This window comes from Sodalinema sp. (assembly GCF_046483825.1).
Lineage (GTDB): Bacteria > Cyanobacteriota > Cyanobacteriia > Cyanobacteriales > Geitlerinemataceae > Sodalinema.
This window is the reverse complement of the sequence record NZ_JAWOCL010000199.1, coordinates 1-13,748: the sequence shown is the minus strand read 5'-3', so window position 1 is coordinate 13,748 and position 13,748 is coordinate 1. Positions and strand designations below refer to the sequence as shown.

At 52.0% G+C, this 13,748-nt stretch carries 10 protein-coding genes, 1 tRNA gene and 1 pseudogene; 6 read left to right on the top strand and 6 right to left on the bottom strand.

The annotated features are described in order from the left end of the window. Window positions 1-314 precede the first annotated feature (314 nt). Window positions 315-821, top strand: coding sequence for a hypothetical protein (locus R6U67_RS13050; RefSeq protein WP_410252953.1), 507 nt, complete (start codon window positions 315-317; stop codon window positions 819-821). 49 nt (window positions 822-870) lie between these two features. On the opposite strand, the gene acsF is transcribed toward R6U67_RS13050, so the two are convergent. Next, window positions 871-1,947 (bottom strand): magnesium-protoporphyrin IX monomethyl ester (oxidative) cyclase, encoded by a 1,077-nt coding sequence (gene acsF / locus R6U67_RS13045; protein ID WP_410252952.1) that lies wholly within the window; start codon window positions 1,945-1,947, stop codon window positions 871-873. A gap of 194 nt (window positions 1,948-2,141) precedes the next feature. On the opposite strand from acsF, the gene R6U67_RS13040 reads away from it, so the two are divergent. Both R6U67_RS13040 and R6U67_RS13035 read left to right on the top strand, forming a co-directional pair. Further along, window positions 2,142-2,717, top strand: a complete 576-nt coding sequence (locus R6U67_RS13040) for a zinc-ribbon domain-containing protein (RefSeq protein WP_410252951.1) — start codon at window positions 2,142-2,144, stop codon at window positions 2,715-2,717. Between the two features lie 228 nt (window positions 2,718-2,945). Next, window positions 2,946-3,608, top strand: coding sequence for a DUF1294 domain-containing protein (locus tag R6U67_RS13035; protein WP_410252950.1), 663 nt, complete (start codon window positions 2,946-2,948; stop codon window positions 3,606-3,608). A gap of 5 nt (window positions 3,609-3,613) precedes the next feature. On the opposite strand, the gene R6U67_RS13030 is transcribed toward R6U67_RS13035, so the two are convergent. From R6U67_RS13030 to R6U67_RS13020, 3 genes are all read right to left on the bottom strand, one after another. After that, window positions 3,614-4,210 carry a hypothetical protein gene (locus tag R6U67_RS13030; protein WP_410252949.1) on the bottom strand — a complete coding sequence of 199 codons (597 nt, stop codon included), beginning with the start codon at window positions 4,208-4,210 and terminating at the stop codon, window positions 3,614-3,616. A 99-nt stretch (window positions 4,211-4,309) separates the two neighbouring features. Then, complete coding sequence (locus R6U67_RS13025; RefSeq protein ID WP_410252948.1) at window positions 4,310-7,069, bottom strand: S-layer homology domain-containing protein; 2,760 nt, start codon at window positions 7,067-7,069, stop codon at window positions 4,310-4,312. A 98-nt stretch (window positions 7,070-7,167) separates the two neighbouring features. After that, window positions 7,168-7,241: transfer RNA gene (locus tag R6U67_RS13020), tRNA-Arg, on the bottom strand. A 71-nt stretch (window positions 7,242-7,312) separates the two neighbouring features. On the opposite strand from R6U67_RS13020, the pseudogene R6U67_RS13015 reads away from it, so the two are divergent. Next, a pseudogene (locus tag R6U67_RS13015) lies at window positions 7,313-7,864 on the top strand (RNA-guided endonuclease InsQ/TnpB family protein); the annotation flags it as partial. A gap of 41 nt (window positions 7,865-7,905) precedes the next feature. Here R6U67_RS13015 and R6U67_RS13010 read toward each other — a convergent pair. After that, window positions 7,906-9,318 carry a folate/biopterin family MFS transporter gene (locus R6U67_RS13010; RefSeq protein ID WP_410252947.1) on the bottom strand — a complete coding sequence of 471 codons (1,413 nt, stop codon included), beginning with the start codon at window positions 9,316-9,318 and terminating at the stop codon, window positions 7,906-7,908. 108 nt (window positions 9,319-9,426) lie between these two features. Beyond that, complete coding sequence (gene cax / locus R6U67_RS13005) at window positions 9,427-10,500, bottom strand: calcium/proton exchanger (protein ID WP_170188787.1); 1,074 nt, start codon at window positions 10,498-10,500, stop codon at window positions 9,427-9,429. Window positions 10,501-10,838: 338 nt separating this feature from the next. Here cax and R6U67_RS13000 point away from each other — a divergent pair, with 338 nt between their 5' ends. Then, window positions 10,839-13,157 carry an NACHT domain-containing protein gene (locus R6U67_RS13000; RefSeq protein ID WP_410252946.1) on the top strand — a complete coding sequence of 773 codons (2,319 nt, stop codon included), beginning with the start codon at window positions 10,839-10,841 and terminating at the stop codon, window positions 13,155-13,157. Between the two features lie 44 nt (window positions 13,158-13,201). Continuing rightward, a complete protein-coding gene (locus tag R6U67_RS12995) occupies window positions 13,202-13,621 on the top strand; it encodes a hypothetical protein (RefSeq protein ID WP_410252945.1) in 420 nt (139 codons plus the stop codon). The last annotated feature ends 127 nt before the right edge of the window (window positions 13,622-13,748 follow it).

The window sequence follows — 13,748 nt, the reverse complement described above, 5'->3', positions numbered from 1 at the left end:
GAACGGTCTTAACTCAATATATGTCTGACGCCCGACCACTTATTCACTGTGCTGAGGGGATTCGCTCGCTCCTGTTGGCTCAGGTCTTGGGCTTGGCTGCCTGACCCCCGATAGTATAGCCGAAGAATTGTTGGGCAATGTCTGAGTTCTGGGAGGGGTGACGCTACAGTTGGCGATTACTCATGCGCCTGGTTATATGTTTATTACCGATGTTCGAGATGAGGAGTTGACGTTTTCTTGATAGGAAATAACACCTCTCGCCAGGGGTCTCTATTCGGTAATTGTCTGTCCTGTATTTGTATCGATGATGGGTTATGAATCTGCTTCAGCGCAAAACCACGATCGCCGCTATCATTCTCGCAACAGGATTGATACTCCTGGCGGCTCAACTGATCCAAATCGGGGCCTTACCTCTCACAACCACCTTGAACTACAGTAGCCAGGACAGATCCCTGATTCGCATCTGGCTACAGTTGGCTGGACTGATGGGAGTCCTACTCCCCCTGGTGGGACTCATTGGGGGCTGGCGCGATCGCCAACTCCGAGCCATCCTCGCTTATTACTTCCTGGTTATCCTAGCCCAACTCGTCACGGAACAAGTCGTCACAAACCTCTACTTTCCTAGCCTAGTTGTCCTCATTGGCATACTCTATACCTTGTGGCGCACCGGACAACTCTGGCAGGCTCATCAACAGCTACAACGGCGACACCATCTGCCTCATCGCCGTCTCATCTTAACCTTAATCTGGATTCTCTTGGCGTTTTGGTCTGCCAATCTCTTGCTGCTATTTGGAATTAGCCTTCCCGCCATCATGGGGTAGTTCGGGGTAGGAGCAACCCATACATTACCCCTACCCCCTGTTTATTGCTCTAGTACACCTCACCTCGTAAGGCTTCCGCATCAATGGGACGCATGAAATACAAGCGGGTTAAATCCACCATCGTCCCCAACAGCAGCGGCGCTTTTTTCAGGAATTTCGCCAACTTAGAGTCATTGCTGGCCGAAATCGCCGCTAACTGTTCATGGCGTTCAGCACAGCGATACATCCGCTCGAAAAACTCCGGACGCTCCACATCCAAAACCTCGGGGAAGGCTCGTGCTGCACTGGCGTTGGTGTTGCGGACGACGGTTTTGTCGAACTCATAGGGATCTAAACCCAGGGAACGGTAAAAATCAGCCCGCTCTAATACTGTCAGAGAGTGAGTCGCAAACACCGTCAACAGGAAGAAGCGAGACCAGAGCCGACCTTGCCAAGATTTCCACATTTTTGGCTGCGATCGCAACAGAGCCTTAAAGATATCTCCGTGGCGATTTTCATCCTGACACCAGCTCTCAAAGCGTTTGAAGAGAGGATAGAACTGGCGATCGGGATTTTTCTCCAGATGGCGGAAAATCGTAATATAACGCCAGTAGCCGATTTTCTCAGAGAGATAGACCGCGTAGATAATCCACTCGGGTTTAAAGAAGGTATAGCTGCGATTGCGGGTCAAATAGCCCAAATCGAGGCGAATGTTGAAGTCACTCATCGCCTTGTTCAAAAATCCGGCGTGACGCGCTTCATCTCGGGCCATCAAGGCGAAAATCTCCGCTAAGCGAGGATTGCGACCCTTGAGTTTGCGGGAGAGTTCCTTAAACAGCAGAAATCCTGAAAATTCAGAGGTACAAGACCGTTCCAGGAAGTCCACAAACGCTAGGCGCGTCTGTTCGTCGATATGCTCCCAGGATTGCTCAAACTCTTCATCGCGCACGAAGTGATAGCGATTGTAGTCGGCTTGCATCTCCCCAATCATGGCGTCGATTTCTTCCTCTTGCAGAGACAAATCCATCGCCGCGACTTTATCAAAGTCCGTCACGTAGAAGCGAGGGGTGAGGATGGTTTCCTTGGCGGGAACCTTCACGCCGGGTTTGAGTTCGTCGAGTTGAGGCTGGGGAACAGTCGTTGTCATAGGTCTCTCCAGATAATCGCCAGATAGCTATATTAAGTTATACCGGGTTTTGGGATTTTGCCTAGAGGGGGGCGGCAAAATCGTTACATGGTGTTACACAAAGTCGCTCCTAAGCCTTCCCCTGGCAACGTTAAACTGAGGGTGGGTTCGTGTAAACGAGATTTTCCCCAGATACAGCACATCAAGGAGCAGCTATGGCTTATCAATGCGACCTGGGCCACAACCAAACGGTCTATTTAGACAATTCCGGTAGCCAAACCATCGTCACCACAGCCAGCGGGAGTGTCGGACAACAGCAACAGTCGAGTAGTCGCTTTGAAACGGGAGCTTGGACGGCTCCCCCGGAGATCTATCGTACTCCTGGCGGTATCGCCCTGAAAGTTCAGGCCCAAGGCGGCGATCGCTGGATTCAGATTCAAGGACAAAGTTCTAAACTCTCTGAGGCTAGCCTCTCTGAGGCTAGCACCATCCCCCTACAAGAAGTCTCCGAGGTTCCCGGCTCGTCACAAGAACCGATGGAACCGATGCAACCCATGGAACCCATGCAACCCATGGAACCCATGCAGCCGATGCAACCCATGAAACCCATGAAAATGGGCAATATGGAGATGAACAACAATCCCATGGAAATGCGCATGGGGAACATGAAGATGACAATGGGGTCATCGCCACAAAATACGGGTTCCCAGCGGCGATTTTGTAGTCAATGTGGCTCTCCGGTTCAAGCGGGCGATCGCTTCTGTGGCAATTGCGGCCATAAACTGAGTTAGTTGGGGTGTTTGAGTCTTCGAGTTGTCGGGGCGATCGCCGATGGTCCGTTTCAGGGGCGATCGGAGATCAACACCGAACCCCTGACAAGACCCTGATGTCCATCAAGATTGTGGTATCTGCTGACTGGGACAAGCCTAAATCACGGCGAGTCCCCCGATATCTTGCCGTCCTGTTAACAAGGTATTATAACTAGACAAAACTATCTAAATCACAGTTGAGGTAAACTCTTGACGTCCAAGCGGCAAATCGGCAAACTTATCAAATGGAATGATGAGAGAGGATTTGGATTCATCCAAGTCAACTCCCGTCAGCCGCAAATCTTTATCCATATCTCCGCCCTAAAAGACTCGAAACGTCGTCCCCAAGTTGGGGATAACATCCAATATTCAATTACTCATAAAAAAGGCAAAATTCGAGCCTGTCATGCCTCAATTGTCGGAGTCAACGTTCAGAAAAAAATACCCTCATCCCCATCAAAAAAAAGACCCTATAAAAGCAAGCGTCGTCCCATTCCTTGGCTTGAGGTTGCACTCCTCTCAATCGTTCCCATCCTAGGCAGCATTGAACTCCTAAACAGCAGCGGAATCTTTGCCCCATTTCTGGTCTATCCTCTCATGAGTCTAGTAACCTTTAAACTCTATGCCGAGGATAAATCCCGCGCTCAACAGAAGCAGTGGAGAATCCCCGAAAACACCTTACATCTGAGTGAGCTAGCCGGGGGATGGTTGGGCGGTTTCATCGCTCAGCGACGGCTGCGCCATAAATCCATCAAACAGTCCTATCAAATCACCTTCTGGGCAATTGTCATTCTTCATCAAGCCATCTGGATTGATTATGTTTTCCTAGGAGGTGTAACTCTAAAAAACCTCTTAAACTTCTTAAATTCCTAACCTCATTAGTCCTGAAAACGCTCACTCCGAGTTTGAGTAACCGGGGGGTCCTGATGCAAATTTGCCCGCGTCAGATGCAACTCATAGCCGAGCCAGGCTAACATTCCTCCCATCACAGCAACCGTAATTAAGAGGGTGCTAGTGAGTAACTGCACCTGGCCAGATAACCGCTCAACTTCCTGATTTCCTCGTTCAACAACGACCAACTTTTTCTGAGGTTGCTCATCACGCTGTCGAGAACTCGGTGCAACTTGGGTGACTTCCGCGTTTTCAGACTGCTTTTGCTTCTCAAACTCCACTAACGAGCGAAGCCAATCGGCAATCAAGAACGGACAATTTGCCTTAAACCAACGCAGGCCAAAAAACAGAAAAATAGGCTTAGAGACTTTTGTAACCGGTCGAAATGCACCCCGAAGTATGCGGCTGCGGAGTTGGCGGTAGTAGATGTTTTCCGCTCCCATATCATAGAGCGCCGCTAACACAATTTTGGCTGTTGCTTCTTCCCGCTCAAACAAATGGTCCAGGGTCAGAAGCATCTCATCCATACTCTTCTTCTCGACCGCCTCTCGCGGTGTGTTGGCTTGATTTGAATGGGTATCCATAGCTTCGGGAGAATCACTATCTCCATTAAAGCGTTAATTTTAGAAAACCCCAGTCCCACATCCCCCTTCATTAACAATTGCTTACTTAGGGTGACTCAGTTACTCAATCAGGTAGGGCGACTCGATCGCCTCGAGGTCCCATAATCCCGCATCGAGCAACGCCTGATAGAGAATTACGGCCACCTCACCACGAGTCGCATCCCGATTTGGGTTGAGACGATCGCCATCAGGATAATTCACCAGCAAACCGCGCTCAAGAGCCATAGCCACCGCTGGTTTCGCCGCCGTTGCAATCTCTTGATGATCGCGAAATCGCTCTAACCTCGTCACATCCGCCTCCCCCAAATTCTGGCCATTCACCAACGCCAACCAAATCGAGAGTCGCTGCACATTTAACTGAGGCGCAAAACGATCGCCCCCCACCCCCGACATAAACCCGCCGCGAGCCACCTGTTGAATCGCCTTAGCCGCCCAAAAACCCGGCGAGACATCCCGGAAGGCGATCGCCTCCCGCAGCGGCGGCGGATTAAACGCCGTCGCCAACAACGTCGCCAACGCCGCCCGCGACAAAGGCGCATCAGGGCGAAAACTTCCATCAGGATAGCCATTCACCAATCCCTTGGCCGTCAACACCGAGACAAACGGGGCCGTCCAATGACCATCTAAATCCGTAAACGGCGGCGCCGCCAGGGTATCGGCCGTAATCACATAGGGCGACTCAATCGGCGGAACCTTACCCAACCGCACCAAAGCCTGATACACCGTCACCGCCACTTCCGCCCGCGTCATGGACGCTTGAGGTCGTAAGCGGCGACGATTGGGGTAATTGGCCACCAATTCCGCCACCGTAGCTTGAGCGATCGCCGTTTGAGCATAACTCGGAATCTGCTTGCGATCGCCATAAAACGACAGAACCTCCATTTGCGCCTCAGGGGCCAACTCCAACCCAGTAACAATCGCCACCCAGGCCTGGCTGCGCGTCACCGGTTCCTCAGGACGAAAACTCCCATTAGGAAACCCCGCCATAAACCCCATCTGGTTCGCCTTCCGAATCGCCTGATAGCCCCAAAATCCCGCCGAGACATCTAAAAACACCCGAGGCTCACGGACCGCGGACCGGTCAAAGGCCTTAGCTAAAATCGCCGCAAAACTGGCCCGCGTCAGCGGCGCATCCGGCAAAAAGCGGCGATTTCCCACCCCGGAAATAATGTCCCGTTCAAACAAATCCTCAATAAACACCTCCGCCCAATGGCCAGCAATATCCTGTAACTCCCTCGGAGGAGGTGGAGCCGCTTCCTCCGGGGCTAACGCCGTTTCAAACTCCTTAAGATATTGAGCCGCCTCGGGTTGAGGAATCCCATAAACCTTAGAAAGTTGACCTCGTTGGGCCAACACCTGACGCACCTCCGAGTTAGCAATTTCCGAGAGTTGCCGTCCCTCCTGCAACGCCACAGCCGCCGCAATCCCCAACCCCTGAGCCACTCCGGCATTATATTCAACAATCCGTCCAGCCGAGGACGCATAACCCGGAAAATCAGACGCTGGACTCACCACCGCCAAATTGGGAACCGACTTAACTTGAGCATGATGAATCCCGACATTAAACACCGGTTTGGCATGAACACTCACACTCTCATAGCCCTTGGCCCGTGCTTTCTGGCCTAATCCCTCAATACCGCCGCGCACATCGAAGTGATAGCCAAACGTCCCCAAGGCCTCGGCAGCGTCCACCCCACCGTCAAGCATTTTCGCCCCACTGAGGGGACTGACTGCCCCTGCGATATTCCCCGCATGACGAATATAGAGTTCTTCGGCGGGGCGCACCTCCGAGGCGCCAAAACTCTCCATAAACCAACGTCGCACCTGTTCAAATTCCCCTAACATGGCCTCCGTCGGACGGGCCGTGTTGCGGGCCAAGGCCTCGGCTTCAGAACCGGTGACAAACCACAACAGAGAGTTCCAGGAGAGACGATTCCCCGGCAAAATCGCCACATTGCCATTGTCGAGGAGAAAGCCACTGTTTTTGAGAGAAAAGGCTTTGTTGCGGCGAGCATGGTAGCCGATACTGAGGGCACGCGATCGCACATCAATAAAATCGCGATCGCTATAGAGTTTTAAGGGCTGTCCCTGAGCATTGGTGAGGGAGTTCTCTAAAAACTTAGCGATGCCGGGATCTCCCCCAGAGGCCAGTTTCAATAATTGTCGTCCCATCGAACTCTGGGGATCGAGCAGATGGCGTAAATAGTAAGCTTCCACCTCCCGGACTTTGGCCACGCTCACCCCCTCGGTTTCAAAGCACAGGGTTACCGGAAGTTCAGCCTCAGGGAGTCCGAAGGTCGCAAACCCTTGTAATTTTTTGACTCCGGCGGCTTGGGCCAGTTCAGCATTGACTGTTGCATCAATGAACTGTTCGGCCAAAAACGTTTCGCCGCGTGTTAGCCGTAGACCACTGATGCGCGATCGCGTTTTCAACACCTCAGCGATCTCAGCCTGTCCGGTCATTAAGGCGCCGACCTCCCCCAACATGGCTCGTAGCGCGGCATTGGCCCGCAACGGATCGAGGGCGATAAACTGGACCTGGGCGCGGTTGAGGAATTCTTGATAAATGGACGCTGGATCTCCGAATGTGCCTAATCCATGACGGCGACGTACATCGGCCGGAATCCCACTGCGATCGAGATAGGAGAGACCCCCGCGCACTAAATGTCCGCCAATGAGTCCGGTGGCCGGTCCTTTGAGCATCAGCAGCGATCGCGGCCAATCCCCCGTCCGCTGACGGAACTCACGAGCCGCTGTCACTAACGCCAACACACCGGGAACTTCATCACCGAAAACAATCAGATCAAAGGTGCGAACCATAAGCCGATTACCGTACAGGGGAGAAATTTCCAGTGTATAGCAATCCCCTGCCCATCGAGCCGCTGTTCGGTTGCCGATTCTTAGATTCCATTAACCAACGGGACTGGCGGGATTCGAACCCGCGACCTAGCGCTTAGGAGGCGCTTGCTCTATCCATCTGAGCCACAGCCCCAAAACTTTGGACATGATAACAAGTCGTTGACGGCGATCAAAAAGTTCCCTTGACGTTCTCCCCCGGCCTTTAGGCGAAAGAACAAGCAGAAGGGGTCGGCTAACTGGCTGAAGCTCCAGAAGAAAATTTCTTGAGTCCATCAACGCATTGCCGACACACGAAAAGACTGGCAGTTTAAGCTGGTCCATCATCTCTGTCAGAGCGCTGGGATGATTTTTGTGGAAGATTTGGACGAACGCATCATGGCTAAGGGAATGTTGGGCAAGCACACGCTAGACGCGGGGAATGGGCAGTTGACCCATCAAATCTTGCCGTGGGTAGGCTTCAAACGTGATGTGTATTACGGCCAAGTTGATGCGCGAGGCACGTCTCAAGAGTGTCCGGATTGCGGGGCAGAGGTTCGCAAAGACCTTTCAACCCGAATCCATCATTGCCACAACTGCGGGTCCATCAAACCCCGTGATGTGGCAGCAGCTCAAGTCATCGCTGCCCGTGGGCAAGGGGTGGTTGAAATGGCCTGTGGAGGGGATGCGGCGGGGGCTGGGGTCACCCAGTCTAGCGGGCACCTGTTGAAGCCCGAAATCTTTGGGGCGACCCAGGGAATCTCCACGCATAATCTTTGATTGGCGTCGAGAGGATGTCAACAATCGAGCCTCAGCGTGGGTCAAGCCTTTAATCCCTCGATCGCCTCAGATCCAGGCAATGATGGTTCAGATGCTTCGGGATGGTGGCTCTCACCACCACCTCCAGAGGCACTATCTCCCGGTAGCCAGTGGATGAAGGGTAGAGGTAACAAGGTGCTGAGATTAGTTAGCATCACCAACAGCCAGAGATTCTCAAAGTTGGATTCGGTGATATTGAGCCAGTGCATCAGCACCGCACCCAATTCATAGGAGACCATCCCAGCAATGTTCGACACGGACATCAATACGGCAAATAAGGTCGCTTCCACGCCACTGGGACAGAGACGGGCCGCTAAGACGAGAACCGGCATAAAGGCAAGTTGGCCCATCACTGTTAGGATGAGACTATCGCCGAGGCTGAACCAATGGTCATCAATACCGATCGCCCGGTTAGCATGAGTCACTAGGAGTAAGGCACTCATCCCCAACACCGCCGAGAGAATGGTGGTCCAGAGAAAAATCTTGCGGAAGGGAACGGCTTTAAAGAAACGCTGAAACAGCCAAATTCCCACCAGAGAGGCGAGACTGGTGACGAGACGCACTCGTCCTAAAAATTCCGGTTGGAATCCCAATTCGTTGGTGGTGAAGTAGAAAAAGGCCGAGTCCGCTGTGGGGGTGGCTTGCCAGAGAAAGAGAAAGGCCGTCGGTAGCCAGATAGATTTTTGGGAAATGGCGGCTTTGAGTTGCTGAATTTGCTGGGTTACACCGCTGAAGTCGGGGCGATTGCGGTTCCCGCACGCTTCGCGATTGCCCGTCGGCTGTTCTGAAATCAACCAGGCGACCCCCGAGACAATCAGGGGAAAGCTAGCGGTAATCAGGAAAATACTGCGGCTGCTGAAGATTTCTAAGAGGAAACCACTGAGATAGGCAGTAATTAAGCCGCCAATGGCGGAAGCGGCCCAAGCAATGGACTGCAACGACCCAGCATCACCTTGAGACTCTTGACGCGCTCGTTCGACCACCAGAGAGTCGGCAATGACATCACTGAAGGCCACGGAGAGGGAGCCGAGGGAAATGGCGGCGATCGCCTGCCAGGGCCGGGTTACCACCGTCGCCAGCAGCAGCCAGGAGAGCGTCCCCAGCAAGCCTGAGAGAATCAGATAGGGACGACGACGATAGCCAAAAATGGGCAGGCCATCGGAGATGAAGCCAAACAGGGGTTTCACCATCCAGGGCAGAGCCACAATCCCCAGTAGGGCTGAGGTTTCAGCGGGACTAAGCCCGAGGTCATCTTTAAGGAAGAAACTCACCGCCAAGCGGGCTAAGCCTAAAACGCCCTGAACAAAGTACACTAGGAGGATGGCAACGAGTTCTGGAGTTGGCTCATTGCCAAATAGGAGTTTATCCCGTAGAAACTCCTTAAAACCCTCCAATCGAGAGGATGAGACGAGCATAACGTAATAAATCTTAATGATTGCGCTGACTCTATCTTAACCAGGCGATCGCCCTGGGGAGCTCAGGCCGGGGACGGTTAACCGTCCGTCGCCCCATCGAAGGGACATTCAAACGGGATGATAGAAAAAGGCCACACTCACCACCAGATAGGTCGCCAATAACAACACCCCTTCGAGCCAATCGGAACGACCATCAGAACTAACGGAGTTGGCCAAGACCACCGCCACCACCACGGCCACCAACTCAAAGGGATTGAAGTTCAAATCCATAGGTTGATCGAATACCCAGCCGGCCAACACCAGCACTGGGGCAACAAACAGAGCAATTTGTAAACTTGATCCCATGGCCACAGCCATGGATAAATCCATCTTGTTTTTCATGGCGACGGTGACCGCTGTGGCGTGTTCAGCGGCGTTACCAATAATGGGAACCAGGATGACCCCAGTAAATAGGGGGGTGAAGCCGAGAGTTTCTGTGGCCAATTCCAAGGACCCGACTAATAACTCCGACTCATAGGCTACGGCCAGGGTGCATAGAAGCAACACCCCAGACCAAAACCAGGGATTGGGAGACTCTGCAACGTCTCCAGACTCTAATTCATTTTCCGCTTCTCCGACATCGCAGAGATAGGCGTGGGTTTTCATGGAAAACAGCAGCGTTAAGCCATAAACGATGATGAGAATCACCGCCACGATGCTAGAGAGTTTCTGAATCGTCAGTTCGGGGATACCTTGGGAGGTGGCGACGACGGCGGTGGGAACCAGGATAGCGACGGTGGCCAGGTTCATCACCGAGGCGTTAAGGCGAGCCATCACCGATTCAAAGTTTTGGGATTTGTAGCGAAGTCCCCCTAAAAACATGGAAAATCCCATCACCAGCAACAGGTTACTGAGAATTGAGCCGGTAATGCTGGCTTTGACGACTTCGATTAAGCCGGCCCGCAGGGCAATCAGGGCGATAATCAGTTCCGTGGCGTTGCCGAAGGTGGCGTTGAGGAGTCCGCCGACGGTGGGACCGACGATGACGGCGAGTTCTTCGGTGGCGGTTCCCATCCAGGCGGCTAGGGGGATGATGGCCACGGCGGCGGTTAGAAAAATGACGGTAGCATCCCAATGCAGCCATTCGGCGGCGATGGAGATGGGGAGGAAGGTGAGCAGGAGGGAGAGGATCAGGATTTTCATGGAGAAAGAAAAAAGAACAATGTCGGGGTACAGCTCGTGTTCGCTCAAGGGGAACCCAGTCGGGGTAGGGCCGAGCCAACTTTTAAGAGAGAAATCAAACACGATCTAAAAAAGGCGCTAGTATGAAGTTTATAGCGTAGAGTTTCCATAAGAGATATCTCGATCGCAGGTTGACACCCTTCAGGTATAGCGACCCTAATGTCTTTGTAGGCATGGATTCTAGCCAACTGCCATTTGACATCGTTAGTCAACCAGCGTCCTCAAATATTTTTGTTTGATTTGTTTGATTTGTTTGATTTGTTTGATTTGTTTTAAATTTAAAAGAGATTTTTTAGACTATGGCTAAGCGATCGCTCAAAGCCTCACCTGGGGGTATTCAGCAGGCTAAGCGTGCCTTTGCGCTCAAAGGATGGACTCAAGAAAATTTGGCCGGGGAAGTCAATCTCAAAACCCGTCAGCCAATCTGGAGATTTTTCACGGGGCAACCGGTAGACCGCCAGGTGTTTATGGAAATCTGCCAGGTGCTGGATTTGGACTGGCGTGAGATTGCCAAGAACCCGCCGGCTGAGTTTCTTGAGCCTGGGGAAACTGTGGCACTGACCCTTGATGAACTCGTTGCTCAAGTGCGATCGCAGCACCACGATACCATTCAGCACCGCTGCGGCATTCTGCAACTGCTCGACGTGCGGCATCCGGTCAACATTGATGACATTTATGTAGATGTCAATATTCTAGAAGCCGTTGCCAACCAGCAATGTCTTGACGTGTCTGCCCTCAATAATCTTGACCCCGCCGATTTTAACCGGATGGGCCTCGGGATGATTGACCAGCCTCAGATCCCCGGAGTCGAAGCGGTCAAGAACTACAGCAAGCTAAGGGTTTTGGGCAAACCCGGAATTGGCAAGACTACCTTTTTGCAACACCTCGCCGTGCAATGTAACCAGGGCGAGTTTGCTCCCGAAAAAGTCCCCATTTTTATTCTCCTGAGGGAGTTTGCCCAGGCTGCTAAACGCCAGGACGACGTTAGCCTGTTCAACTATATTCACCAAACCCTGGTGCGATCGGGCCTCACGAACCCTGCTCAACTTGAACGATTGCTCATCGAGGGCCGGGTGCTGATGCTGATGGATGGCATGGATGAGGTGATCAACCAAGATATTAGCGCCACCATCCGAGAGATTCGTAGCTTTTCTGATAAATACCACCGCAACCAGTTTGTGGTCTCTTGTCGCACCGCCGCCCAAGAACTTGCCCTGCACGGCTTTACCGATGTCGAAATTGCCCCCTTTAGCTCAGAGCAAATTACCACCTTTGCCCAAAAGTGGTTTGTGACCCTCGGCGGAACCGCCAACTCCCAAGGACAGACGCAAACCGTAGACTTTACCGCAGACTTTCTTGAGAAACTTGACCTCCCCGAAAACTGGCAGTTTCGCCAATTGGTGGTGACTCCTCTCTTTTTGCACCTTTCCTGCTGGCTGTTTCAGGGTCAAGGGCAGTTTCCAACCAAGCGCACAGCATTTTATAAGCAGGGGTTAGACCTGCTGCTGGGGAAATGGGATGAAAACAAAGGGGTGACGCGCGATGAAACCTATCGGGGGTTTTTACTGCCGCAAAAAATGAGGCTGCTGAGTCAACTAGCCGCCGTGACCTTTGAAAAAGGACAGTACTTTTTTGAGCAGCGCGTCATTGAGCAATACATCGAAGATTACCTGCAAAATCTGCCCGAGATGACTCTACAACCTGAGGAACTTCAGCTTGAAAGTGAGGCTATGCTCAAGGCGATCGAAGCCCAGCACGGAATCTTGATCGAGCGCGCCCGAGGGATTTTTTCGTTCTCGTATCTGGTCTTTCAAGAATATCTAACCGCGCGCAAGATTGTCGCCACCCATAATCTGAGTGCCTTAGAGCAAGCTTTAGGGGGATTAGTGAGCCACATTACTGACCCCCACTGGCATGAGGTATTTTTGCTCACCGCCGGGATGCTACGCAGTGCCGATTCCCTAGTGCAGTTGATGAAGCAGGAGGTGGATGCCTTAGTGGCTCAAGACCCTCACTTACAAGAATTTTTGATGTGGGTCAACCAGAAATCAAAAAGTCTTCCCGACCCAAAACTAGCGACCACCCGGGCCTTTTACTTAGCCCTAGCCCAAGACTCCTCTAGTGCGAACCAGTTTGCTTTAGCCAGCAGCCTCGACCAAGGCATCTTTTTGGATACGGCTCTGGAAAATTTGTTGCGGGATTTTGCGATCGACCATAGCCAAAATTTTGCCTACGCCCATGCCTGTAGTGAAGCCCTTAACAACATTCTCGTCATCGTTTTAGATGCGGGGTTCTATAAGTCGCTGCAACAGATTAAGGATCAGCTACCTGCCTCTCACCAAAGCCAAGAGCAACTGGAAACCTGGTGGCAAAATAACTACGCGAACTGGGTTGAGCAGCTAAAAGATTCTGTTGCGAAATATCGGAACATTCACCACCCCTGGCAGTTTAATCCTGAGCAGAAGCAGGTGCTAAACCGCTACTATGATGCTAATCAACTTCTAATAGATTGCTTGAACAGTAACTGTGAAGTCACCGAAACGATGCGAAAAGAGATTGAGGCAACACTTTTGCTGACTCAACAGGAATTGGATGATCGTGAGTGGCAGAATAACTAAAACGAATTCTTACGTTTCTATACAAATCAACCTATCAAGACCCTATGCAAACACTAAGTCAACCATCACTGCGTCATAATGCGGATAAGAACCAACAGGAATTGCATATCATGTTTAAGAAAGGGATAGAATTTGTTAGGAAATCCAGGATTTTCTATGATTACGGGCAAGACATTGACAGGGTTGAAGACCTGAGTGTAGAGCAACATCGTACTCAATTGCTGACGGCTTTGGTACAAGAGAGAGGTTGGTCCGGCCGTACCGAGGTGACGAGCAGCAAATTTTCCGAGTTAGATCAAACCACCAGCAATAACATGAAAGACATGACCCAAACGACCGATGACAAACTCCATCAGCTAAGTCAAACGGCCAGTCATGAGGGTCAGGAGACCTCTCAGCTCATGACCGAGGATCTCCGAGGCTCCGGCCGCTATACAAATCAAACCGCTCAGGAGACCGCTTAGGAGACCCAGGGTCTAGGGACAGGGAGGCTCGCGGATGTGACCATTAAGCCAGCTAAGGGCAGGTGAGCATGATACCTAGTACCGGCTGCAAATAAAGCCAGCACTGGTGCTAAGATCGGCCTAGACC

What these genes read in the sequence shown, in the direction of transcription:
- R6U67_RS13000 (WP_410252946.1), top strand. Translation starts at nt 10,839, where the DNA reads ATGGCTAAGCGATCGCTCAAAGCCTCACCTGGGGGTATTCAGCAGGCT.
- R6U67_RS13050 (WP_410252953.1), top strand. Translation starts at nt 315, where the DNA reads ATGAATCTGCTTCAGCGCAAAACCACGATCGCCGCTATCATTCTCGCA.
- R6U67_RS12995 (WP_410252945.1), top strand. Translation starts at nt 13,202, where the DNA reads ATGCAAACACTAAGTCAACCATCACTGCGTCATAATGCGGATAAGAAC.
- R6U67_RS13010 (WP_410252947.1), bottom strand. Translation starts at nt 9,318, where the DNA reads ATGCTCGTCTCATCCTCTCGATTGGAGGGTTTTAAGGAGTTTCTACGG.
- acsF (WP_410252952.1), bottom strand. Translation starts at nt 1,947, where the DNA reads ATGACAACGACTGTTCCCCAGCCTCAACTCGACGAACTCAAACCCGGC.
- R6U67_RS13040 (WP_410252951.1), top strand. Translation starts at nt 2,142, where the DNA reads ATGGCTTATCAATGCGACCTGGGCCACAACCAAACGGTCTATTTAGAC.
- R6U67_RS13025 (WP_410252948.1), bottom strand. Translation starts at nt 7,069, where the DNA reads ATGGTTCGCACCTTTGATCTGATTGTTTTCGGTGATGAAGTTCCCGGT.
- cax (WP_170188787.1), bottom strand. Translation starts at nt 10,500, where the DNA reads ATGAAAATCCTGATCCTCTCCCTCCTGCTCACCTTCCTCCCCATCTCC.
- R6U67_RS13030 (WP_410252949.1), bottom strand. Translation starts at nt 4,210, where the DNA reads ATGGATACCCATTCAAATCAAGCCAACACACCGCGAGAGGCGGTCGAG.